The organism is Streptomyces naganishii JCM 4654, assembly GCF_014650575.1.
Lineage (GTDB): Bacteria > Actinomycetota > Actinomycetes > Streptomycetales > Streptomycetaceae > Streptomyces > Streptomyces naganishii.
In genome coordinates, this window is sequence record NZ_BMVF01000018.1 from 112,420 (window position 1) to 135,901 (window position 23,482).

At 72.9% G+C, this 23,482-nt stretch carries 22 protein-coding genes; 13 read left to right on the top strand and 9 right to left on the bottom strand.

Going from position 1 to position 23,482, the window contains the following annotated elements; all coding sequences use genetic code 11:
- Positions 1-54: 54 nt before the first annotated feature.
- The 5 genes from IE217_RS27620 to IE217_RS27640 form a co-directional block, all read right to left on the bottom strand.
- On the bottom strand, positions 55-828 hold the full coding sequence (locus IE217_RS27620) for a succinate dehydrogenase iron-sulfur subunit (protein ID WP_190180668.1): 774 nt from the start codon (positions 826-828) through the stop codon (positions 55-57).
- Positions 828-2,582: a succinate dehydrogenase flavoprotein subunit gene (gene sdhA, locus IE217_RS27625; RefSeq protein WP_190180669.1), complete on the bottom strand. Its 1,755-nt coding sequence runs from the start codon at positions 2,580-2,582 to the stop codon at positions 828-830. Before sdhA ends, IE217_RS27620 begins: the two co-directional genes overlap by 1 nt.
- 25 nt (positions 2,583-2,607) lie before the next feature.
- On the bottom strand, positions 2,608-3,087 hold the full coding sequence (locus tag IE217_RS27630) for a succinate dehydrogenase hydrophobic membrane anchor subunit (RefSeq protein ID WP_190180670.1): 480 nt from the start codon (positions 3,085-3,087) through the stop codon (positions 2,608-2,610).
- 5 nt (positions 3,088-3,092) lie between these two features.
- Positions 3,093-3,473, bottom strand: coding sequence for a succinate dehydrogenase, cytochrome b556 subunit (gene sdhC / locus IE217_RS27635; protein ID WP_189703515.1), 381 nt, complete (start codon positions 3,471-3,473; stop codon positions 3,093-3,095).
- 148 nt (positions 3,474-3,621) lie between these two features.
- Positions 3,622-4,143: a 2-oxo-4-hydroxy-4-carboxy-5-ureidoimidazoline decarboxylase gene (locus IE217_RS27640; protein ID WP_190180697.1), complete on the bottom strand. Its 522-nt coding sequence runs from the start codon at positions 4,141-4,143 to the stop codon at positions 3,622-3,624.
- 180 nt (positions 4,144-4,323) lie between these two features.
- Between IE217_RS27640 and IE217_RS27645 the strand changes: the two genes are divergently transcribed.
- From IE217_RS27645 to IE217_RS27675, 7 genes are all read left to right on the top strand, one after another.
- The gene (locus IE217_RS27645; protein ID WP_190180671.1) at positions 4,324-5,970 is read left to right on the top strand and encodes a beta-N-acetylhexosaminidase; all 1,647 of its coding nucleotides are present in this window, start codon (positions 4,324-4,326) and stop codon (positions 5,968-5,970) included.
- 163 nt (positions 5,971-6,133) lie between these two features.
- Positions 6,134-6,700 (top strand): hypothetical protein, encoded by a 567-nt coding sequence (locus IE217_RS27650; RefSeq protein ID WP_190180672.1) that lies wholly within the window; start codon positions 6,134-6,136, stop codon positions 6,698-6,700.
- Between the two features lie 208 nt (positions 6,701-6,908).
- Positions 6,909-7,307 carry a hypothetical protein gene (locus tag IE217_RS27655; RefSeq protein WP_190180673.1) on the top strand — a complete coding sequence of 133 codons (399 nt, stop codon included), beginning with the start codon at positions 6,909-6,911 and terminating at the stop codon, positions 7,305-7,307.
- A 141-nt stretch (positions 7,308-7,448) separates the two neighbouring features.
- On the top strand, positions 7,449-8,066 hold the full coding sequence (locus tag IE217_RS27660) for an RNA polymerase sigma factor (RefSeq protein ID WP_190180674.1): 618 nt from the start codon (positions 7,449-7,451) through the stop codon (positions 8,064-8,066).
- A 59-nt stretch (positions 8,067-8,125) separates the two neighbouring features.
- Entirely contained in the window at positions 8,126-8,884 is a 759-nt protein-coding gene (locus IE217_RS27665; protein ID WP_190180675.1) for a hypothetical protein, read from the top strand.
- 288 nt (positions 8,885-9,172) lie between these two features.
- Complete coding sequence (locus tag IE217_RS27670) at positions 9,173-9,835, top strand: RNA polymerase sigma factor (RefSeq protein WP_190180698.1); 663 nt, start codon at positions 9,173-9,175, stop codon at positions 9,833-9,835.
- Positions 9,835-10,956, top strand: a complete 1,122-nt coding sequence (locus IE217_RS27675) for an extensin (protein WP_190180676.1) — start codon at positions 9,835-9,837, stop codon at positions 10,954-10,956. The genes IE217_RS27670 and IE217_RS27675 overlap by 1 nt, the downstream gene beginning before the upstream one ends.
- A gap of 319 nt (positions 10,957-11,275) precedes the next feature.
- On the opposite strand, the gene IE217_RS27680 is transcribed toward IE217_RS27675, so the two are convergent.
- Complete coding sequence (locus tag IE217_RS27680; RefSeq protein WP_190180677.1) at positions 11,276-12,154, bottom strand: L,D-transpeptidase family protein; 879 nt, start codon at positions 12,152-12,154, stop codon at positions 11,276-11,278.
- A 272-nt stretch (positions 12,155-12,426) separates the two neighbouring features.
- Here IE217_RS27680 and IE217_RS27685 point away from each other — a divergent pair, with 272 nt between their 5' ends.
- Positions 12,427-14,007 carry an acyl-CoA mutase large subunit family protein gene (locus tag IE217_RS27685; RefSeq protein WP_190180678.1) on the top strand — a complete coding sequence of 527 codons (1,581 nt, stop codon included), beginning with the start codon at positions 12,427-12,429 and terminating at the stop codon, positions 14,005-14,007.
- 66 nt (positions 14,008-14,073) lie between these two features.
- Positions 14,074-14,739: a leucine efflux protein LeuE gene (leuE, locus tag IE217_RS27690; protein WP_190180679.1), complete on the top strand. Its 666-nt coding sequence runs from the start codon at positions 14,074-14,076 to the stop codon at positions 14,737-14,739.
- Here leuE and IE217_RS27695 read toward each other — a convergent pair.
- The 3 genes from IE217_RS27695 to IE217_RS27705 are packed head-to-tail and all read right to left on the bottom strand — an operon-like array spanning position 14,722 to position 18,321.
- Positions 14,722-15,939, bottom strand: a complete 1,218-nt coding sequence (locus tag IE217_RS27695; protein ID WP_190180680.1) for an acyltransferase family protein — start codon at positions 15,937-15,939, stop codon at positions 14,722-14,724. The genes leuE and IE217_RS27695 overlap by 18 nt on opposite strands.
- A gap of 46 nt (positions 15,940-15,985) precedes the next feature.
- Positions 15,986-17,347: an alpha-2,8-polysialyltransferase family protein gene (locus tag IE217_RS27700; protein WP_190180681.1), complete on the bottom strand. Its 1,362-nt coding sequence runs from the start codon at positions 17,345-17,347 to the stop codon at positions 15,986-15,988.
- The gene (locus IE217_RS27705; protein WP_190180682.1) at positions 17,344-18,321 is read right to left on the bottom strand and encodes a glycosyltransferase family 2 protein; all 978 of its coding nucleotides are present in this window, start codon (positions 18,319-18,321) and stop codon (positions 17,344-17,346) included. Before IE217_RS27705 ends, IE217_RS27700 begins: the two co-directional genes overlap by 4 nt.
- 199 nt (positions 18,322-18,520) lie before the next feature.
- On the opposite strand from IE217_RS27705, the gene IE217_RS27710 reads away from it, so the two are divergent.
- From IE217_RS27710 to IE217_RS27725, 4 genes are read left to right on the top strand one after another with little or no spacing between them, the layout of a single operon-like run.
- Complete coding sequence (locus IE217_RS27710) at positions 18,521-19,849, top strand: DUF6716 putative glycosyltransferase (protein WP_190180683.1); 1,329 nt, start codon at positions 18,521-18,523, stop codon at positions 19,847-19,849.
- Between the two features lie 20 nt (positions 19,850-19,869).
- Positions 19,870-21,114, top strand: a complete 1,245-nt coding sequence (locus IE217_RS27715; RefSeq protein ID WP_190180684.1) for an acylneuraminate cytidylyltransferase — start codon at positions 19,870-19,872, stop codon at positions 21,112-21,114.
- Between the two features lie 12 nt (positions 21,115-21,126).
- Positions 21,127-22,065 (top strand): N-acetylneuraminate synthase family protein, encoded by a 939-nt coding sequence (locus tag IE217_RS27720; protein ID WP_189703528.1) that lies wholly within the window; start codon positions 21,127-21,129, stop codon positions 22,063-22,065.
- A gap of 13 nt (positions 22,066-22,078) precedes the next feature.
- A complete protein-coding gene (locus IE217_RS27725) occupies positions 22,079-23,269 on the top strand; it encodes a hypothetical protein (RefSeq protein ID WP_190180685.1) in 1,191 nt (396 codons plus the stop codon).
- Positions 23,270-23,482: the final 213 nt, after the last annotated feature.

Genomic DNA, 23,482 nt, shown 5'->3' on the forward strand with positions numbered 1-23,482 from the left:
GGCCGGAAGCCGGTGCGGGGTCCGCGTCGTCGTACGCCGAGGAGCCGGTCGGGCTCAGAAGCGCCGCGTGATCAGCGCGCGCTTCACCTCCGCGATGGCCTTCGTCACCTCGATGCCGCGCGGGCAGGCGTCGGTGCAGTTGAAGGTGGTGCGGCAGCGCCAGACGCCGTCCTTGTCGTTGAGGATCTCCAGCCGCTGCTCGCCGGCCTCGTCGCGCGAGTCGAAGATGAAGCGGTGGGCGTTGACGATGGCCGCCGGGCCGAAGTACTGGCCGTCGTTCCAGAACACCGGGCACGAGGACGTGCAGGCGGCGCACAGGATGCACTTCGTCGTGTCGTCGAAGCGGGCGCGGTCCTCGGCCGACTGCAGACGCTCACGCGTCGGCTCGTTGGTGTCCTTGGTGACCAGGAACGGCATGACGTCCCGGTACGCCTGGAAGAACGGCTCCATGTCCACGACCAGGTCCTTCAGGACCGTCAGGCCCTTGATGGGCTCGACCGTGATCGGCTTCTCGGGGTTGATGTCCTTGATGAGGGTCTTGCAGGCGAGGCGGTTCTTGCCGTTGATCCTCATCGCGTCCGAGCCGCAGATGCCGTGGGCGCAGGAGCGGCGGAAGGTCAGGGTGCCGTCCAGGTCCCACTTGATCTTGTGGAGGCCGTCGAGGACGCGCTCCTTCGGGTCGATCTCCAGCTGGAAGTCTTCCCAGGTCGCCTCCGCCGAGACCTCCGAGTTGAAGCGGCGGACGCGGAAGGTGACGGTGATGTACGGGGAGTCGGCGAAGCCGGGCTCGGGGGCCGCGTCCGCCTTCTCCATGGTCGGGGTTGCCATCAGTACTTACGCTCCATCGGCTGGTAGCGGGTCTGGACGACCGGCTTGTAGTCGAGACGGACGGTTTCGGACCCGTCGGCGCCGACCTCGCGGTACGCCATGGTGTGGCGCATGAAGTTGACGTCGTCGCGGTTGGGGTAGTCCTCGCGGTAGTGACCGCCGCGGGACTCCTTGCGGGCCAGCGCGGAGATCGCCATGACCTCGGCCAGGTCCAGCAGGTTGCCCAGCTCGATGGCCTCCAGGAGGTCGGTGTTGAACCGCTTGCCCTTGTCCTGGATCGCCACGTTCTTGTAGCGCTCGCGCAGCTCCGCGATCTTCTCGACCGCCGTCTTGATGGTCTGCTCGGTGCGGAAGACCATGACGTTGGCGTCCATGGTCTCCTGCAGCTCGCGGCGGATGTTCGCCACCCGCTCGGTGCCGGTGGAGGTCCGCAGCCGCTCGATCTGCTCGACCACGAGGGCCTCGGGATTCTCCGGCAGCTCGACGAAGTCGGCCCGCTGGGAGTACTCGGCGGCCGCGATGCCGGCCCGGCGGCCGAACACGTTGATGTCGAGCAGCGAGTTGGTGCCCAGGCGGTTGGCGCCGTGCACCGACACGCAGGCGACCTCGCCGGCCGCGTACAGGCCGGGGACGACGGTGGTGTTGTCCGCCAGCACCTCGCCCTGGACGTTGGTCGGGATGCCGCCCATGGCGTAGTGCGCGGTCGGCTGGATCGGGATCGGGTCCGTGTAGGGCTCGATGCCGAGGTAGGTGCGCGCGAACTCGGTGATGTCCGGGAGCTTGGCGTCCAGCTGCTCCGGCGGCAGGTGGGTCAGGTCCAGGTAGACGTGGTCGCCCTCGGGACCGCAGCCGCGGCCCTCGCGGATCTCCGTGTAGATCGACCGGGACACGACGTCACGCGAGGCCAGGTCCTTCATGACGGGCGCGTACTTCTCCATGAAGCGCTCGCCGTCCTTGTTGCGCAGGATGCCGCCCTCACCGCGGGCGCCCTCGGTGAGCAGGATGCCCATGCGCCAGATGCCGGTCGGGTGGAACTGGAAGAACTCCATGTCCTCCAGCGGCAGCCCGCGGCGGTAGACGGCCGCCTGGCCGTCACCGGTCAGCGTGTGCGCGTTGGACGTCACCCGGAAGAACTTGCCGCAGCCGCCCGAGGCGTAGATCACGGCCTTCGCCTGGAAGATGTGGATCTCGCCGGTCGCCAGCTCGTACGCCACCACGCCGGCCGAGCGCTTGACGCCGTCGACCTCGGTGATCAGCTGGTCGAGGACGTAGAACTCGTTGAAGAACTCCACGCCCTCCTTGACGCAGTTCTGGTACAGCGTCTGGAGGATCATGTGACCGGTGCGGTCGGCCGCGTAGCAGGAGCGGCGGACCGGGGCCTCGCCGTGGTTGCGGCTGTGACCGCCGAAGCGGCGCTGGTCGATCGTGCCGTCCGGGGTGCGGTTGAACGGCAGGCCCATCTTCTCCAGGTCGAGGACGGAGTCGATGGCCTCCTTCGCCAGGATCTCGGCGGCGTCCTGGTCGACCAGGTAGTCACCGCCCTTGACCGTGTCGAAGGTGTGCCACTCCCAGTTGTCCTCCTCCACGTTGGCCAGCGCGGCGGCCATGCCGCCCTGCGCGGCGCCCGTGTGGGAGCGGGTGGGGTACAGCTTGGTCAGGACCGCGGTGCGGCTGCGCTTGGTCGACTCGATGGCCGCGCGCATGCCGGCACCGCCGGCGCCGACGATGACGGTGTCGTACTTGTGGATCTTCATCAGGAAAATACCTCGGTCCCGGGGCCTAGCGGATGTTCGGGTCGAAGGTGAAGATCACCAGCGTGCCCAGCAGGATGGTCCACACCGTGGCGGTGTACAGCAGACCCTTCAGCCACAGGCGCGTGTTCGCGCGCTCCGCGTAGTCGTTGATGACCGTGCGCAGGCCGTTGCAGCCGTGCAGCATGGCCAGCCACAGCATGAGCAGGTCCCAGACCTGCCACCAGGGGGAGGCCCAGCGGCCGGCCACGAAGGCGAAGCCGATCTTGGAGACGCCGCCGTCCAGCACGAGCTGGATCAGCAGGTGGCCGATGACCAGGACGACCAGGACGACACCCGACAGGCGCATGAACAGCCAGGCGGCCATCTCGAAGTTGCCCCGGGTCGACTTCGGGGTCTTCTTGGTGCGCTGCCGCGGGGCCTCGATGTACGGCGCCGGGTTGTCGACGTTGTACGAGCCGCCCTCGACGGGGCCGACGCCGGAAGCGGTGGTTTCAGTGGTGGACATCTGCGTCAGCTCCCGAACACGACTCGAGCGGCGTGGCCCAGGACGGGGTAGATCGCCCCGAGCATGAGCACGATCCAGACACCGACGACGGTCCAGAGCATCTGCTTCTGGTACCGGGCGCCCTTGGCCCAGAAGTCGACGGCGATGACACGCAGGCCGTTGAGCGCGTGGAAGAGGATGGCGGCGACGAGGCCGTACTCCAGCACGGCGACGATCGGCGTCTTGTACGTGGCTACGACCTTGTCGTAGTCCTCGGGCGAGACGCGGACGAGTGCGGTGTCCAGGACGTGGACGAACAGGAAGAAGAAGATGAGGACGCCGGTGACTCGATGAGCCACCCAGGACCACATTCCTTCCCGGCCGCGGTACAGCGTTCCAGCCGGCACGGAAGAACCCTCCGGGAGCGGGGACTAGGGCCGCGCCGGCTTCACTGTCGGTCGGGCCCGGCCGGGTACGGTCCACCGGCCCCCAGCATCGTAGCGACCGGTGCCTGTGGTGCTTACAGGGGGCCTGGTCATGTGATCAAACTGGCACTCAAAGGGGCACGGACGGGTTAGCGGCCCCGGCGTGGCGGCCCCGGATGGCGCGAACCAGCCGTCCGCGCGCCAGGCGGCGCAGTTCCTCCGCCGCGACCTGCCGCTCCTCCTCCGGATCGCCTGCCAGCCGGGAGCGGATGGCGGCCAGGACGCGGTCGGGCACCTCGTCCGGCGCGATGCCGTCCAGGCAGATCACGAACACGTGCCCGAACCGGCTCTCGTACGCCGCGTGGGCCGCGCCCAGCGCGGTCTGCGCCGCCGAGTACGCCCCCTCGGGCAGCGCGGGCAGCGACTCGTGGGCCAGCGCCCCGGCCAGGTCCGCCGGCCCCAGGTCGTACGCCGCCTCGTCCGCCGCCGCGAGCAGGGCGGGCAGGTCGGGATAGGGGCGGTGCGCGGTGACACGGTCGGCCCAGCGGGGGCTGTGCAGGCAGGTCAGCAGGGTGCGGTGGGCCTCGTCGGCCGGGGCGGTGTTGAAGCGCTCCAGATTCTGCGGGGGCAGCGTGGGTCCTCGGCGTGGGATGCGGCGACGCCCGCTGTGGGCGTCCCGTGCGTGGCGGCAGGGGATGCTGTGTGAGATGTGTCATTACGTTATCGGGTGTGCTCATGACGTGTCCGGTCGATGCCCCGATTTCACTCGGACGGGAGAGTTTGGGAACGGCCGGTGGACACCCCCGCTGTGCACAGGCCGTAGGTTGACCGTGTGAGTCAGCACAGGAGGCACCGGGCCCCGGCGCGCGGACCGCGGCACAGGAAGGCGCTGGCCGGCGGGGCGTTCGCCGTGACGGTGGGGCTCGGCGTCGGCCTCGGCGTGTGGGCCTGGGGCGGCGACGGCTCCCCGGCCGGCTCGGCGCGGCACGCCTCCGGCGCCGCGGACTCGTCCCCGGCCTCCCCGGGCGCCAGTCCCAGCCCCACCCGCAGCTATCCGCTGTCCGAGGCGCCGCGGACGATACCGGCCGTGCGCTCGCACACCGCGGCCCGCGGCCCCGGCTGGCGCCCCGCGCACGGCGAGCGCGTGGTGGTGAGCGACGCGTCCCTCGCGGACGAGGGCAGGCTGATAGCCGGCGAGCTCGGGCTGACGTACGCGGGCGAGAAGAACGACGTGCGCGCCGGGGACGTACGCCTCGCGCTCGGCGGCGGCCAGGGCGGCGACCCGGAGTCGTACACCATGACCGTGCGCGGCGGCCGGGTGGAGATCAGCGGGCCCGCCGACGCGGGCGTCTTCTACGGCACCCGCACGCTCAAGCAGGAGGTGCACGGCGGCGGCACCGCCCCGGAGGGCGTGGTCCACGACGCGCCCGCCAAGCCCCGGCGCGGCTTCATGCTGGACATCGCGCGCAAGCCGTACACGGCCGGCTGGATAGAGGACCGCATACGCGAGCTCGGCGACCTGAAGTACAACGAGCTCGGACTGCACTTCTCCGACGACCAGGGCTTCCGCATCGAGTCCGACAGCCACCCCGAGATCGTCTCCAAGGACCATCTGACCAAGGCGCAGGTCAAGCAGATCGTCGACCTCGCGGCCGGCCGGCACATCACGGTCGTGCCCGAGATCGACTCGCCCGGCCACCTGGGCGCGGTGATCGCCGCCCACCCCGACCTCCAGCTGCGCAACGCCCAGGGCGTGGCGACGCGCGGCGCCGTCGACATCTCCAAGGGGGGGTCCGCCGCGATCGTGGACGACCTCCTCGCCGAGTACGCCGGCCTCTTCCCCGGCGGCCAGTGGCACCTGGGCGGCGACGAGTACCAGGCGCTGACCGTGCGCGACCCCGAGGCGTCCTACCCGCAACTGGCCGCCGCCGCGCGCAAGGCCCACGGCTCCGGCGCCACCGTCGCCGACCTGACCACCGACTGGCTGAACGACCGCGCCGCCACCGTCCGCGACCACGACCGCACCCCGCGCGCGTGGAACGACGGCTTCTTCCGCGACTCCTCGGTGCGGCCCGCCGGGGACATGGTGGTCGCCTACTGGACCGGCAAGGAGCTCGGCGCCCGGCAGCCGGCCGAGTACCTCGCCGCCGGCCGCAAGGTCCTCAACTACAACGACGAGTTCCTGTACTACGTCCTCGGCGAGCCGCAGACCTTCGTCTACCCGACCGGGCAGCGCATCTACGAGCAGTGGACCCCGCGCGTGCTGCGCGGCACCCAGGCCGTCCCGGCCCGCTACGACTCCCAGATCCTCGGCGGCTCCTTCGCCGTCTGGTCGGACCTCGCAGGCGCCCAGACCCAGGACCAGGTGGCCGCCGGCATCCGCATGCCCCTGCGGGCCACCGCCCAGAAACTCTGGGACTCGGGCCAACCGGCCCTGTCCTGGGCCCAGTTCAAGGACCTGGCGAACCGCCTGGGCTGACCGGGGCGACCCGGCTCCGAGTCGATCGCGCTGTTGGCTGGAATCTTTTCTTTCGTCTCCCCCTCGACTGACAGTGACGGGCGTGTGACACTACCGGGCGATCGCGCGCTGTAAGGGCGAGTGCGGGCTCCGTCAAGGTCGGCGCCCTGGCAAGGAGGCGTGGATGAGCCTGGTGGAACTGATCGCGCAGGCCGACGAGCGCGGCCTCGCCGCCAGTGGACTGGCTTGTTTGGATCGGTGCCTGCCCCTGCTCGGTGGGGACGACGAGGTGCTGCGGCCGCTGTGGGGCACCCTCGCGGGTGCGGGCGGCGACGACTGGTCCGAGCGGCTGAAGCAGGCGCGCGAAGCGCTGGACGGGGCCGGCCCCGGCGAGGCCGCCGAGGACGAGGACGAGGCCGCGCTGCTGGCCCGCCGCATGCTCGCCACCGCGCCCGCCGCGCGGGACGCCGACGAGGTCCGGGTGTGGGCCGACGCCTGCTCCGTCGCCTCCCTCCAGATCCACCGCCTCCTCGACCCGGCCGAGGACTCCGCCCCCGTCGACTCCCGCCGGGAGGGCCGTACCGACGGCATGTCGCCGCTGGTCGCCGCCGAGCTGCGCCGCCAGGTCGCCGTACTGGAACTCCTCGCGGGCCACGGCCCGGCCGGTCTGCGCCAGGCCCTGGAGGTCTGCACGGAGGGCCGCCGGGTCCTGCGCGCGGTGGTGTCGCGCCGGGCGCGCGGCCGGGTCTGAGCGGTCGGTCCGGTGTCGCGCCGGGCGCGCGGCCGGGTCCGAGCGGCCCGGGCCCCGATCCGGCGGAAACAAACCTCTCTTCCTGGGAGGGTCCTGTGACCGTCCTGGGAGCGGGATGCGAGGGTCCTGGGGCGGTTGCCGCGACCGCCCGGATCCGGGTGACGGAAACCGCCTTGGCCTCGCTCTTTCCTATGTGACAGCGCGGGAAGTGACGACTCAGCAGACCAGGCCGCACGCCGCCGCCAAGCCGGCGCGATGGGCGGCGGACACCGTGGCGACGATGCGCGAGGGGGCCCGGCTGCGCCTGGACTACTCGGCGCGGAGCCTGTGGCGCGTCGACCGCGTCATCGAGGACCTACGGCGCGAGGGCACCCCCTACGCCGCCGTCGAGCACGTCCTGCGCGGCTTCGGCGCCTACGCCGGCGAGGTGATCGTCCGCGAGGGCGGCGCCGAGTGGTGGGCGACCGGCGGCGAGCACTGGGTGCGCACCCCGGACGGCCGCCTGTGGGACCCCATCGACGAGGCCCGCCGCTGCTACGGCGGCCACGGCTCCCTGCGGCTGCTCGCCCGCGACGCGACGGCCGCGAGGCGCCGGGACCGCCCCTGACCGGACTCGGGGCGGCGCCGCTCAGTGACACTTCCGTGCGGCCCGACGCTGATGACCATGGGCCGTGCGCACGGCCGCACGTGTGACACGGCGCGGGTTCGGCCGAGCCCGCTTCGCACCCGGTACGAACGAGGACACCTGTTGGGCCAGGGAGGGGAACCCCGCCGCGCGCGGGCCTACGACGGTGAGCTCGGCGCGGCCGTCGCGCGGGCCCAGGAGGGCGACGAGGCCGCCTTCGCGGCCGCCTACCGGATCGTGCACCCCGGACTGCTCGGCTATCTGCGCGGGATCGTCGGCGACGACGCCGAGGACGTGGCCTCCGACGCCTGGCTGGAGATAGCGCGGGACCTCGGCCGCTTCAAGGGCGACGGGGCCGGCTTCCGCGGCTGGACGGCGACCATCGCCCGGCACCGCGCCCTGGACCATCTGCGCAGACAGCGGGTACGCCCCCGGGCGGCGACCCTCGAACAGGACGTGCTCGACCTGCCCGGACCGCACAGCACCCACGAGCAGGCCCTGGAGTCCCTGTCCACCGAACGGGCCCTCGAACTCGTCCGCGCCCTGCCCCGCGACCAGGCGGAGGCCGTGCTGCTGCGGGTGGTGGTCGGCCTCGACGGGCCGGCGGCGGCCCGGGTGCTCGGCAAGCGGCCCGGCGCGGTGCGCACGGCCGCCTACCGGGGGCTGAAGTCGCTCGCCGGCCGGCTGGGCGCGGCGGGTGTGACGAAGGACGGGCACCGGACGCTGGGGGAGTCGGAGTGAACGGCAGCGGTGGTCCGACCGTATGAAGGACCGACCGCCGGACAGGGATGGACACGGACATGGGTGAACGCCACAGCGACCGCACCGCAAGCGGCCGCCGCGAGGCGCACCCGGACACGTACGCGCACCCGGACACGTACGCGGGCGCGGAGGGGGACGCCGGTGCGGACGCCGCACCGGCCCGGCTGCTCGCCGTGGCGCTGCGGGAGGGCTCCCTGGACGCGGCCGCCGAACGCCGGGCGGTGGAGGCCTTCCGCGCCGCCCGCGCCGAGGGCGCCCACCGGGCGGCCAGGGCGGCCCGCACCCGGCGCCGGGACGACTGGCGGCCCCGCGAGCAGCGGGGCGCCCGCCGCTCGGCGAAGGCCACCCTCGCCCTCCTGCTGGCCGCGCTGACCGTGGGCGGCGTCACGGTCGCCGCCATCGGCGCGGCCGGCCCCTCGGACGCCCGCCCCGGCGTCCGCCGCGCCCCGCAGTCCTCACCGTCCGCCTCCGGCACGCCGGCCCCGCGGGCACCGGGCACCCCGGTACTCACCCCCGCGCCCCGGACGTCCAACGCCCCCTCCGCCTCCGCCACCCGCCCCGACACGGCAGGCGACACCACGGCTCACTGCCGCGCCTGGGAGCACGTCAAGGACCGCGGCAGAGCACTGGACGCCACAGCCTGGCAACGCCTGATCACCGCCGCGGGCGGCGAGGGCAAGGTGGCCGCGTACTGCGCGAAGCGGCTGGAGGAAGCCACGGGAAAGCCCGGGAACCCGGGAAGACGAGGAAAGCCGGCCGGCCGGACGGCCGCACCCGGCGGCAAGGCCGGCCGGTAGCCGCCGAGGCAACGACCGGGGCCGCCACCCCCCACAGGAGAGGCCCCGGCCGTCGCACGGCACGGGCCGCGCGGCGGCCCGTACTCCCTACAGCGCCGATGGTGCGTTTTCTGTCACACCTCACCCCCACATCAGTTAGTTGCACGTTGTACGGTCATGGACGGCGGACGGTTTCAGGCCGTAACGTGCCTTTCGCGCCGGGCGCGGGTTGTGCATGATCACCGCACTGCAACCGCCGACGGCCGCGAGGCCGCGCACGATCTGCTCGATCTACTGAGGAACCACGGGGTGCTGGGGGACGACGCGGAGCTGACCGCCGCGGTGCTTGCGGCACAGGACGGGGACGAGACCGCGTTCCGGACTGTGTACCGCGCCGTGCACCCGCGGCTGCTCGGATACGTACGCACGCTGGTCGGTGACCCGGACGCCGAGGACGTGGCCTCCGAGACCTGGCTGCAGATAGCCCGCGACCTCGAGCGGTTCAGCGGGGACGCCGACCGGTTCCGCGGCTGGGCCGCCCGCATAGCCCGCAACCGGGCCCTCGATCACATACGCATGCGCGGCCGCCGCCCCGCGATCGGCGGCGACGAAACGGAACTGGCCGCGAAGCCCGCCGAGTCCGACACCGCGGACGAGGCCATGGAGTCCCTGGCCACCGGCAGCACCCTCTCCCTGATCGCCCAGCTCCCGCAGGACCAGGCCGAAGCGGTCGTGTTGCGCGTGGTCGTGGGCCTGGACGCGAAGACCGCCGCCGAGACCCTGGGCAAGCGCCCCGGCGCCGTACGCACAGCGGCGCACCGCGGGCTGAAACGGCTCGCGGAGCTGCTCGGGGACGATCCGGAATCCGCGACCGCGCTCGGCGCCCTGCCGCCCCCTCGAGAACCGCGCGGCCGCGCGGTGACGTCCGCCGGTGTGACGCATACGCGCCCACGGACGCAGAAGGACATGTGATGGCCGACGAGCAGTACCGATGGCTGGACCCTGAGGCGGCAGAGCGCCTGCTGCGCGGGGAGCCACTGGAGAACCTCGACGCCACCGCCCGTGAGCAGGCCGAACGTCTCCTGCGTGCCCTCGGCGCCCTGTCCGCCGGGCCGTCCGCCGCGACCCCCGCGACCTCCGCGGCCACCGCCGACGCCGAACTGCCGGGCGAGGCCGCCGCGCTCGCCGCCTTCCGCAAGGCCCGCGCGGAGCAGGCCGACGCCCGGGCGGCTCTCGACCGCCCCGAGCGGGCGGTCACCCGGACGGACGCCGACGCCGAGGGGCTCGTCCGCATCGGGGCCCGCGCCGCCGCCCGCCCCCCGCGTGCGCGCTGGGGACGGCCGCTGCGTCTGGCGCTGGCCGGCGCGCTGGCCGTCGGCGCGGTCGGCGGAGTCGCGGCGGCGGCCACGACCGGGGTCCTGCCGACGCCGTTCGGCGGCGACGAACCCGGGCCCGCCGCTTCCGTCTCGGCCCCGGCGACTTCCGAGCGCCCCCTCGTCTCGCCCTCGCCGGACGGCACCCCGGGCGGCGGCGCGGGCACCGCCACGCCGGGCGGCGCCACGGCCGGCTCCCCCGGCGGCACCGCCGGCGCCTCCCCGGGCGACGGTGCCACCACCTCGGGCCAGGACGACTCCGGCGCCGGCACCGGTCACCCGCAGGAGGGGGACGCCGGCCGCTGGGCCCGCGTGGCCTCGGCCTGCCGCGACCTGCGTGACGGCAAGGATCTCGGCAGCGGCCGCAAGCAGGCCCTGAACAGCGCCGCCGGGGGCCCTGCCCGGGTGTGGACGTACTGCAAGCTCGTCCTGAAGACGGTCGACGGCCGTGGTCAGGACGGCGGCGACACGGACGGGAACAAGGGCGGCGACCAGGGCGGCCAGCACGGCAACGAGAACGGCAACGGGAACGGCAACGGCGGCGGGAACGGCAACGGGAACGGCAACGGCGGCGGCCACGGCGACGACGAAGGCGGCCACATAAGCGGCGGCCTGCCCGGTAACGGCTCAGCCACCCACCCGCCCTTCGGCCCCTCGCTCCCGGACCGTGCGGCCACCCACTCGGTCCCGGCCCCGGCGCCCACCTACAGCGCGCTGTGAGCCCCGGGCCGGCCGGCTCCGCCGCGGCTGCCGTGCGGCCCGCGCGTTGAACGGCCGGTCACCGGCGTGTCCCGCTGACTGTCTTTACCCGTGCTGACCTGCGGTTTCGTGATCGGCGAAAAATTCTTCCCGCAGGGTGTGACGTTTTCGGCCGTCACGGCGCAGTAATGAGTGAGCCGACTGGTCATCGGCCGTCGCACAGAGCCGGGGTTCCCCCCGTACCCACGGCTCGTGCATTCGGCGCGGGCGGGACACGTTCCCCCGGTCCCGCCCGCGCCCCGAAATCCCTCCCGCGCCCCGGCGCCGAGCAGGCCGTCCGTCACCAGTACACGACGACCTTGTCTCCCACCCGCACCTCGGCGAACAGCCGGGAGACCGCCGCCTCGTCCCGCACGTTGACGCAGCCGTGCGAGCCGCCCGCGTAACCCCGGGCGGCGAAGTCGTAGGAGTAGTGCACCGCCTGGCCGCCGCTGAAGAACATCGCGTACGGCATGGGGGAGTGGTAGATCGTCGACACATGGTGGCGGGACTTCCAGTAGACCTGGAACACACCCTCGCGGGTCGGCGTGTACTGCGCCCCGAAGCGCACCGCCATCGTCGACACGGTCCGCCCGTCGATCATCCAGCGCAGCGTCCGGCTGGTCTTGTCGATGCACAGCACCCGCCCGGTCAGGCACCGGGGATCCGGCGCGCCGGCCGGCTGCCCGCCCATCAGGTACAGCTCCCACTGGCCCGGCTCGTGCGTCATCGCCCGCAGCCGCTGCCAGGTCACGGTGTCGGTGCGCCCGGTGCGCGGCAGTCCGCGCTTGCCCTGGAAGCCGCTGACCGCCTTCTCCGTCAGGTCGTCGTACGTCCCGGTCGGGCCGTCGAAGAGCCAGTCGAGCTGGCGCAGCCGGGCCTGCAGTTCGCGCACGTCCCGTCCGCTGTCGCCGGGCGACCACAGCACGGGCGCGGCCGGGACCGCGGGCGCTGACGTGTCCGGCGCGGACCGGCCCGTGCCCCCACCGCCGCCGGACGGTCCGGCCGTGGCGGACCGGTGGGCGGACGGCGTCCGCGTGCCCGGGACGTCGATGTGCACGGGCGAGCGGTCGCGGCCGTCCGAACCGGGCGCCTGCACCGTGCAGCCGCCGTAGAGCGCGCCGAGCGCCACGGCGGCCGCCGCGACGAGTGCCGGTCTCCTCGTGCCCCCGATGCGCATGCAGCCCCCCGCCGTCTCGTCCGGGTGCCGGGACGCGTCCGTGCCCGGCCGTCACGGGGATGTCTCCCCACGCGTGACCCACGGCGAACGCGTGACGCACGGCGGACCACAGGGCAAGGTGGGAGGCACAGGTCTGTGAGGAAGGTCCCAGCGCGGTGCACTCCACCGCGCGCACGGCCGCCGCTACAGTCCGTGGCGAGGGTCGGCTGTACCGGCGAGTAACTCACGAGTAACCGAGCAATTCACACACGCGGAACGCGGAGGCACACACCATGGCGCGCGAGTCGGAGTCCGGGCTGCCCATCGAGCCGGTGTACGGACCGGACGCCCTGGAGGGCTGGGACCCGGCCGTGAAGCTGGGCGAACCGGGCTCGTACCCGTTCACCCGCGGTGTGTACCCGACGATGTACACCGGGCGCCCCTGGACCATGCGCCAGTACGCCGGCTTCGGCACCGCCACCGAGTCCAACGCCCGCTACAAGCAGCTGATCGCCAACGGCACCATGGGCCTGTCGGTCGCCTTCGACCTGCCCACCCAGATGGGCCACGACTCCGACGCCCCGATCGCCCACGGCGAGGTCGGCAAGGTCGGCGTGGCCATCGACTCCATCGACGACATGCGCGTGCTGTTCGGCGGGATCCCGCTGGACAAGGTGTCCACGTCGATGACGATCAACGCCCCGGCCGCGCTGCTGCTCCTGCTGTACCAACTGGTCGCCGAGGAGCAGGGCGTCCCGGCGGACAAGCTCACCGGCACGATCCAGAACGACGTGCTGAAGGAGTACATCGCGCGCGGGACGTACATCTTCCCGCCCAAGCCCTCCCTGCGCCTGATCGCGGACATCTTCAAGTACTGCAAGGCCGAGATCCCGAAGTGGAACACCATCTCGATCTCCGGCTACCACATGGCGGAAGCGGGCGCCTCCCCCGCGCAGGAGATCGCCTTCACGCTCGCCGACGGCATCGAGTACGTCCGCACGGCCGTCGCGGCCGGCATGGACGTGGACGACTTCGCGCCCCGCCTGTCGTTCTTCTTCGTGGCCCGCACGACGATCCTCGAGGAGGTCGCCAAGTTCCGCGCGGCCCGCCGGATCTGGGCGCGGGTGATGAAGGAGGAGTTCGGCGCGAAGAACCCCAAGTCGCTGATGCTGCGCTTCCACACCCAGACGGCCGGTGTGCAGCTGACCGCCCAGCAGCCCGAGGTGAACCTGGTCCGCGTCGCCGTGCAGGGCCTCGCCGCGGTGCTCGGCGGCACCCAGTCCCTGCACACCAACTCCTTCGACGAGGCCATCGCCCTGCCGACGGACAAGTCCGCGCGCCTGGCCCTGCGCACGCAGCAGGTGCTCGCCTACGAGACCGACGTGACCGCCACGGTCGACCCCTTCGCCGGGTCCTACGTCATCGAGAGCATGACCGACGAGGTCGAGGCGGCCGCGCTCCAGCTGATGCGGAAGGTCGAGGACCTCGGCGGCGCGGTCAACGCCATCGAGCACGGCTTCCAGAAGCAGGAGATCGAGCACAGCGCCTACCGCATCGCCCAGGAGACCGACTCCGGCGAGCGGGTCGTGGTCGGCGTCAACCGCTTCCAGCTCGACGAGGAGGAGCCGTACGAGCCGCTGCGCGTCGACCCGGCGATCGAGGCCCAGCAGGCCGAGCGCCTGGCCAGGCTGCGCGCCGAGCGCGACCAGGCGGCGGTGGACACGGCCCTGGAGTCGCTGAAGAAGGCCGCCCAGGGCGAGGACAACGTCCTCTACCCGATGAAGGAGGCCCTGCGCGCCCGCGCCACGGTCGGCGAGGTCTGCAACGCCCTGCGCGAGGTGTGGGGGAACTACGTGCCCTCCGACGCGTTCTGACCCGGCCCCTTCTTCGAGGGGCGGGCCCCGGTGGGAGTGTCGCACCCGCGTGCGACACTCCTTGCCATGTTCGGCGTCATCGACCTGCCCACGTACCTGGCGGGACTCGTCCTCATCATCCTGCTCCCCGGCCCCAACTCGCTGTACGTGCTGTCCGTGGCGGCCCGGCGCGGAGTGCGGGCCGGGTACACGGCCGCGGCCGGCGTCTGGTGCGGCGACGCCGTGCTCATGACGCTGTCGGCGGCCGGGGTCGCCTCGCTGCTCAAGACGAACCCCGTGCTGTTCGGGATCGTGAAGTACGCCGGCGCCGGCTATCTGAGCTGGCTCGCGATCGGCATGCTCCGGGCCGCCTGGGGGATGTGGCGCGCACGCCGGGAGGAGGTCCTGGAGTCCCTGGAGGCGGGCCCCGCCGCCACGCGCGGCGGCGGCGACGAGCGGCCGTACCGCCGGGCCCTGGTCATCAGCCTCGTCAACCCCAAGGCGATCCTCTTCGTCATCGCCTTCTTCGTGCAGTTCGTCGACCCCGGCTACGCCTACCCGGCGCTCTCCTTCGTGGTCCTCGGCGGCCTCCTCCAGCTGGCCAGCTTCCTGTACCTCAGCGCGCTGATATTCGGTGGCACCAGGCTGGCCGCCGCCTTCCGGCGCCGCAGGCGCCTGTCGGCGTGGGCGACCTCCGCCGTGGGGGCGCTGTTCCTCGGCTTCGCGGTGAAGCTGTCACTGGCGAGCGCGTGACCGGTTGAGCGCCGTGCGCAGCCTCGGGGTCAGCCACTCCTCCACGTACCGGTTCATCAGCCACGCCAGGGTCAGCATCGCCAGCACCGTCAGCAGGAAGGTCCCGTAGGACGGGACGCCGAGGCGCCGGTGCAGCGTCTCGATGACGACCCAGCCCAGATGCTCGTGGACCAGGTAGAAGGGGTACGTCAGCGCGCCCGCGACGGTCAGCCAGCGCCAGTCCGCCCGGTGCAGCAGGCCGAGCGCGATCACGGCGACGGCGACGAAGCCGAGCGTCACGACGAGGATGATGCCGGTGGCGCTGCGGTAGGAGAATCCGGGCGCGTGGGGGGCGTGCCACAGCCGCTGGACGGCGTAGTGCTGGCCGATCAGCCAGCTCACCGCCACGATGCCCCAGGCGTACGCGTCGCGCCGGTCGCGGTGGACGAGGTAGAGGCCGATGCCGCCGACGAAGTACGGCGTGTACTCGGGCATCAGCACGATGTCCAGCAGCGGCATCTTCGCGCCCTGCGCGATCGCCGAGGCCAGCGTCCAGCCGGCGCAGAACAGGATCACGCGCCGCCGGTTCGCGCCGGGCAGCACGATGCACAGGGCGAACAGCGCGTAGAAGCGGATCTCGCACCACAGGGTCCAGCACACGCCCAGCACCCGGTCGGCGCCGAGCGGCTGCTGGAGCATCGTCAGGTTCACCAGCGCGTCGGACGGCGAGACGGTCTTGTACGCGACCACGGGCAGCGCGAAGACCGCCGTGACGAGGACGACCGCCACCCAGTAGGCGGGCAGCAGCCGGGAGGCGCGGGAGGCGAAGAAGGACCTGAGCGGCCGGCCCCAGCCGCTCATGCAGATGACGAAGCCGCTGATCACGAAGAAGATCTGCACGCCCAGGCAGCCGTAGGCGAAGTAGGAGTGCAGGGCCGGGAACTGGTGGCGCGGCGAGCTGCCCCAGGCCCGGGTCACCTCGCCGTCCCGGCCGCCGTAGTGGTAGGCCGCCACCATCAGCGCGGCCACAAGCCGCAGCCCGTCCAGGGCACGCAGCCGCGAGTGGCGGGGCCGCGCGGCCGGGGGCGGGGCGGATGGCTGCGCCGGTGGTCCGGCGGGGGCGGGGATCGTCGGCGGCCGTACGGCCGCCGCGGTGGCGGCCTCCGGGGCGGCGCCGAAGTCCCCGGCGGTCGCGGGGGCGTCCGTGGGCGTCCGGGTCACGGGCTTCCTCTCGTCGTCTGCGGTGTCCGGGCCTCGAACGCCCGCGTCAGCGGCCCGCCGTGCGGCCCAGCGCGCGTGCCCGGCGGGCCACCCGCCGAACCGTCGCGTTGCGCGGGATGAAGGCCAGCTGGGCGGGGACCCCGCCGGGCAGGGCCAGGGAGGTCAGGCGGCGGCGCTTGAAGTAGCGCCGGGTGCCGGCGCCGGGGTGCGCGGCGAGATACCGCTCGGCGTCCGGGCGCAGGCCCGGGTAGATCTTCGGCTGCATGGCGAACGCGGCGGCGCGCACCAGTTCGTTCAGCGCGGACACCTCCATGCCCCGTCGCCGCTCCTCGACGGCGGCGCGGTCGGCGAGGTCCGGCAGCAGGGCGTCCACGATCGTGACGGGCACCCGGTTGCTGTTCTCGTACGGGGTCAGGCACTCCAGCAGGGTGCCGGTCCCGGTGCGGGCGACGGGCAGCCCGTAGAGCGCGGAGGCGGTGAGCAGCGCGGTGGAGAAGCAGCCGACGACCAGTGCGGGCCGTATCCGCTGGTAGAGCACCTCGGCGAGCACGGGTGTGGTGAGGACCGTGAGCTCGGCGCCCAGTCGCCCGGCCTCCTGCTCCAGCGCCCGCGACCAGCGGGCGGGGGCGGAGGGGTGCGGTTTGAACACCACGCGGGTGTGGCCCAGTTCGACCACGCCCCGCAACATCCGCACGTGCAGCGCCTCTTCCTCCTCGGCGCTGAGGATGTCGAGCGCGGAGAGGTACTGCCCGAGCAGCAGCGCCGGACCGCCCTCGCCCACCGTCGGCTCGCCGTCCCCGGCCACCGCCAGATCCTCGCCGGCGTCCGCGAGTTCGGCGAGCACCTTCAGGAAGGCGTCCGTCGGCACGATCTCCGGCGCGACCCCGAACTCGGTCAGCAGCACCGGGGTGAGGCCCGGCACGAGGTCGAGGTGGAGCAGGCGGTCGATGCGCGTGCCGACCAGTGGGTCGATCTTGTTGCGGGTGGGCCCGTAGCTCATCAGCCCGTCGGCGTAGACGGTGACGGGCGCGCCGGTGAAGATCTGGCAGACCGCGAGCGCCGGGTTGACCTGGATCGACTCCACGGCGAGCGTCACGTCGTCCTCGCCCAGGTTCCACAGCAGCCGCAGATGCCGCTCCCACAGGGGCGTGTCGTCCGGGCGGGGCGCCCAGCCGCCGGGGTGGAAGGGGGAGATCGTCTCGTTCCACGACAGCACGTCGTCGAACCGGTCCCGCAGCCGCTCGAAGCCCGGCATCGCGTCCAGGGCCGGCGTGGTCTCCGGCGTGGCCGCGTTGTTGCAGACCAGCAGGATCCGGCGGTCGGCCGGGGCGAAGCAGTCGGAGTCGAGGGCGGCGGCGAGCGTGGCCGTGCCGTACAGGGTCGAGGCGAGGAAGATCTGCGTGGTCACGCGGCGGCTCCGGTCGGGGCGGGGCGGCGGCGCAGCCGGCGCAGCCGGGTGGCGCGCTGGACGTCCATGGAGTCCAGCGCCTCGTCGAGGACGTCCTGCGGCATGCGCCGCAGCGCGGCCGCGCCGAGCGACTTCAGCCTCCGCGCCACGGCGGGCTCGAACCTGTCCATGGAGCCCAGGTGGTGGGAGATGATCGCGCAGTACGTCCGCACCGCCTTGGGCAGCAGCCGGTCCGCCTCCCGGTCCCTGGCCGTCTCCTCGACGACCTGGTCGAAGGCGCGGATGAAGTCGAGTTGGCGCACGTCCCCGATCTGCGTGAGCGAGGTGGCGACCCCGCGCCGGTAGTGCACGCCGAGCAGGCTCACCGCGGCGAAGGACTCCGCCTCGCGGTGCAGGCGCCAGATCCACGGCCGGTCCTCGGCCGTGCGCAGCCCGTCGGTGAAGTGCAGCAGCCCCCGGTCGACCAGCCGGCGGTGGTAGACGCCCGCCCAGGCGTAGGGGTAGTCCACGGAGGTGGAGCGGTCGGCGGGCAGTATCGCCTGCCGGGGGTCCAGCACCACGCCCCGCCGGCCGTGCGGCACCCGCTGGATGGTGCGCGCCCGCCCGGTGCACTGCACGTGGTCGGTGCGCACGAAGTCGCAGCCCAGCTCCTCGATGGCGGCGAGCAGGCGCGGGTAGTAGCCGGGGGCGAGCCAGTCGTCGCCGTCGAGGAACGTCAGGTACTCGCCGCGCGCCGCGTCGATCCCGGTGTTGCGCGCGGTCGCCAGCCCTCCGTTCCGCTCGTGTCTGATCCGGACCACACCCTCGAGTTCGCGCTCTGCGCGCGCGAGAATATCCGGGGTCCCGTCGCGCGAACAGTCGTCGACGAGAATGAATTCGAAGTCCTCACGCGCATTCGCACGCAGACTCCGCAGGGTGTCCGGCGCGTATTGCTGCACGTTGTAGAACGGCACGATGACGGAGAGCTTGACCACGCAGGTGACGTTAGGGGGCGGGCCCCGCCTGCGTCTTTACTCGCAGTTTGAGCTTGGGTGAACGACGCGTGGCGATGCCGTGAACCACCTTTGTTTTCGCGGCCATCGGGGCCTGATTCGCCGTTCGGCGGGGTGCTGTTAACCGTCTGTTGCATTCCGGTTGGGCGGAACCTAGAAATGCCTTCCTACGGTCTTCGGTGTGCCAGTAAGTGCGAAGAAGACCCGGCGAGTGGTCGTGCTCGCGGATTCCGATACCCGGTGGAAATGGGGCGCGCTCACCGCGCGACGCCTTTTCCCGGAGAATACGGACATCCGCCTGGACGGCCGTCTCCTGCGGGGCCGCGCCACCCCCACCGCCCGCCAGCTGACCGAGGTCGGCGTCCCCGCGGACTCGCTCCGCGAGGTGACCGCCGCCGAGTTCCTGCGCGCCCTCGGCGGTGAGGGAACGGACGAGGAGCCGTACGACGTGGTCGTGCTCGCCCTCGTCGGAGGTGGCGTGCAGGCGATGCTGCACGGGCTCGCCCACGCCTGGCGGGACCGCGCCCGCCGCCCCGTGGTCGTCACCGGCTACGTCGGAGTGGTCTACGAGAAGCTCGCCGACGGTCTGCTGCTGCGCCACGGCGCCGACCTCGTGCTCGCCAACTCCCTCCAGGACGCGGAGCGTTTCCGCGCCCTGTACGAGGGCGTGGGCGCCGACGCCTCGGCGGTGACCGAGGTGGCCCTGCCCTTCCTCGGCGGGGCCCCGTACGGGAAGAAGGACCCCCGCACGGTCGTCTTCGCCGCCCAGCCCTCCGTGCCGGCGACCCGGGCCGACCGCGCCTATCTGCTGGACCGGCTGATCGGGCACGCCCGCCGCCACCCCGGCCGCGAGGTGCTGCTCAAGCTGCGCTCCAGGCCCGGCGAGCACACCACCCACATCGAGGAAGTGCCGTACCAGAAGCTGGCCCAGCACAGGGAGCTGCCCGCCAACCTCCGCCTGGTGTACGGGAACATGGGCGAGGTCCTCGACCGCACCGACCTGCTGGTCACGGTCAGTTCGACGGCGGCCCTGGAGTCGCTGCACCGCCGCATCCCCACCGCAGTCCTCACCGACCTCGGGGTGCGCGAGGCCCTGGGCAACCACCACTTCGTGGGCTCCGGCTGCCTCGCCTCCTGGGACCAGCTCGACGCCGGGCACGAACCCGAGCCCGACGCGCGGTGGGTGGCCCGGCAGGGCGTCGCCGCCGCCGGGGGAGCGGCGTACGAGACCGCCTTCGACGAGGCGCGCCGCCGCGTCGGCGACCTGCTCGCCGCCGACGGACTCCCGCCGCTCCGGCCCTACTACACGCCCGTCACCGCGCCCGGCTACCTGCCCGGCGTCCTCGCCCGCCACCACCTCGCCCCGGACGGCGGCCCGCTGCCGGGCGCGCCCGCCGCCGACAAGGCGCCCGGACCCGTACGCCGGGCCGTGCGCCGAGCCGCCCTCGGCGCCTACCGCCACGGAGTGCAGCGCGTCGCGCCCGTGATCCGGCGGATGGGGGAGCTGTGACCCTTCAAGGAGAAGAACCCATGCCCGACACACCGGCCGGGGTCCGCCGCGTCCTCGCCGTCGTCCCCGCGCGGGGCGGCTCCAAGGGAGTGCCCGCCAAGAACCTCGCCCCCGTCGGCGGCGTACCGCTGGTCGCGCGGGCGGTGCGCGAGTGCCGCGCGGCCCGGCTGGTGACCGACGTCGTGGTGTCCACCGACGACCCGGCCATCGCCACCGCGGCCCGCGAGGCCGGCGCGGACGTCGTGCTGCGGCCCGCCGCCATCGCCGGGGACACCGCGACCTCCGAGGCCGCGGTCCTGCACGCGATGAACGCCCACGAGGCCCTGCACGGCGCGGCGGTCGACGTGGTGCTCCTCGTGCAGTGCACCAGCCCGTTCCTGGTCCGTGAGGACGTCGACGCCGTGGCGTCCGCCGTGTCGGAGCGCCGCGCGGACACCGCCCTGACGGTCGCGCCCTTCCACGGATTCGTATGGCGCGAGACCGGTGAGGGCACCGGCCCGCGGTCCGGGGGCGGGGAGGGCGTCAACCACGACAAGTCCTTCCGCCCGCGCCGCCAGGACCGCCCCCAGGACTTCCTGGAGACCGGCGCCGCCTACGCGATGGACGCGACCGGCTTCCGCGAGCACCGACACCGCTTCTTCGGCCGTACGGAACTGGTGCGCACCGACCCCGCGCGCGTCCTGGAGATCGACGACCCGCACGACCTGGCGCGCGCCCGGGCCCTGGCCCCCCTGTTCGACACCGGCCGCCCCGGCGCCCTGCCCACCGCCGCCGACATCGACGCGGTGGTCCTCGACTTCGACGGCACCCAGACCGACGACCGGGTGCTGATCGACGCCGACGGACGGGAGTTCGTCTCCGTGCACCGCGGGGACGGACTCGGCATCGCGGCCCTGCGCGACAGCGGCCTCGGACTGAAGATGCTGATCCTGTCCACGGAACAGAACCCGGTCGTCGCCGCCCGCGCCCGGAAGCTCAGGCTCCCCGTGCTGCACGGCGTCGACCGCAAGGACCTCGCCCTCAAGCAGTGGTGCGAGGAACAGGGCATCGCGCCCGAGCGCGTGCTCTACGTCGGCAACGACGTCAACGACCTGCCCTGCCTGGCCCTCGTCGGCTGGCCCGTGGCGGTCGCGAGCGCCCACGACGTCGTACGCGGCGCCGCACGCGCGGTCACCACCCTCCCCGGCGGCGACGGCGCGATCCGGGAGATCGCCGGCTGGATCCTCGGACCCTCGCTCGACTCCCCCGACCCCCTCACCAAGTAAGGACGCACCCTCATGAGCACCAACTCCCGCATCCGCACCCTCGGTTCGCGCGAGGCCGGACCCGGCCGCCCCGTCTACATCACCGGCGAGATCGGCATCAACCACAACGGCGACCTCGAGAACGCCTTCAAGCTCATCGACGTGGCCGCCGAGGCCGGCTGCGACGCCGTCAAGTTCCAGAAGCGCACGCCCGAGATCTGCACGCCGCGCGACCAGTGGGACATCGAGCGGGACACCCCCTGGGGCCGGATGACCTACATCGACTACCGGCACCGGGTCGAGTTCGGCGAGGACGAGTACCGCGCCATCGACGAGTACTGCCGCAAGCGGGGCATCGACTGGTTCGCCTCCCCGTGGGACACCGAGGCCGTCGCCTTCCTGGAGAAGTTCGACGTGCCCGCCCACAAGGTGGCCTCCGCCTCCCTGACCGACGACGAGCTGCTGCGCGCCCTGCGCGGCACCGGCCGCACGGTCATCCTGTCCACCGGCATGTCCACCCCCAAGCAGATCCGCCACGCGGTGGAGGTCCTGGGCAGCGACAACATCCTGCTCTGCCACGCCACTTCGACGTACCCGGCGAAGGCCGAGGAGCTCAACCTGCGCGTGATCAACACGCTGGAGAAGGAGTACCCGAACGTCCCGATCGGCTACTCCGGCCACGAGACCGGCCTGCAGACCACGCTGGCCGCGGTCGCCCTCGGCGCCGCCTTCGTCGAGCGCCACATCACCCTCGACCGCGCGATGTGGGGCTCCGACCAGGCCGCGTCCGTCGAGCCGCAGGGCCTGGCCCGCCTCGTCCGCGACATCCGCACCATCGAGGCCTCGCTGGGCGACGGCGTGAAGAAGGTCTACGACTCCGAGCTCGGCCCGATGAAGAAGCTGCGCCGCGTCACCGGTGTCGTCGCCGAGGCGGAGATCGCCGCGGCGGCGGGCGAGCCGGTCGCGGTCTGAGCCCGAGCCCCCGATGAGCCCCCGCCCCGGCCCCCGCACCCTCGCCTTCGTAGAGAGCCCGGTACAGCTGCTGAACGTACTGGAGTGGGCCCACGCCCAAGCGCACGCCCGGGGTTCCGGCGGCGCGGGGCTCGTCCCGACCCAGAAGAGGCGGACGGCCGGCCCGCCCGCCCCCGCCGAGCCCACCGCGGATCCCTCCGTGGAGCTCACCCTCGTCGTCCTGTCGCCGACCGATCCCATGAGCCGGGGACAGCTGCGGCGGATGGCCGAGCTGGCGCGGGACGAAGGGCACGAGGTGCGGTGGGAGGAGGCCCGGGGCGGGGCGTCGGCGCCCTTCCGGACCATCGGGGGGCTGGCGCCGCTGCTGCGGCGGGCCGGGCGGGTGGTGATGGGGGACCCGTTCTCCCGGTACGTCCAGCTGCTGCTGACGATCACCCGGGCGCGCGAGCTCGTGGTGGTGGACGACGGCACGGCGACGATGGAGTTCGCCGGCCAGCTGGCCCGCGGCGAGCGGCTGGTGCGCTGGCACCGCAAGGGCGGCCGGCCGGGCCCGCGCGACCTGCTCTTCGCCCCGGTGTCCGCCGCGGCCCGCCGCCGTCTCGCCGCCTCCGGCGACCGCCGGGTGGAGGTGTTCTCCGCCATGCCGGTCACCGAGATACCCGACGGCGTGACCCTCACGGTCAACGGCTTCGCCTGGACCCGGGCCCGCTTCGGCCCGCCGCGGGTCCTGGCCGGCGCCGACCTGGTCGGCACCTCGCTCGTCGAGACCGGCGTGGTCGACGGCGACCGCTATCTGGACGCCGTGCGCACCCTGGCCGGGGCGCACGGCGCGAAACGCTACTTCGCGCACCGCCGCGAGAGCGCCGACAAGCTGCACCGGCTGGCGGCCGAGACCGGCCTGGAGGTGGTACGGCCCGACCTGCCGCTCGAGCTGATCGCCCGGCGCGGCCCGATCGGCCGTACGGTCCTCAGCTTCCCCTCCACCGTCGTGCACACCCTGCCCCCGGCCCTGGAGGGCACCGGCGTCCGCGTCGCCGTCTGCGACATCGACCCCGAATGGCTCACCTCCCACGCCTCCCCCCGGGCCGGCGGCTTCCTGTCCGGCGTGACGGACTCGGCCCACGGCGTCGACCGCCTCTCGAGCGGGGGCGAGTACGCCGTTCCGTGCGCCCCGCCGGCGACTCCCGGTGCGTCCGACAGGTGAGCATCTCGGGCGTGACCGGGGCAAGGCGTGGTATGCGTGGAGAAAAGAACAAGTGGGACGGGTGGACGGGGACGTGGCCTGAGTCACTCCCCGGGGATTCCATGGTCCGCTCGACCCGCGAAGCGGGCGAGTTTACCCGTCTTGGCCGATACCTATGCGTCGGACTGCCGGCTTTTCTTCCCCTAACGGGTTGAACTTTTGTTGATCGAGGGT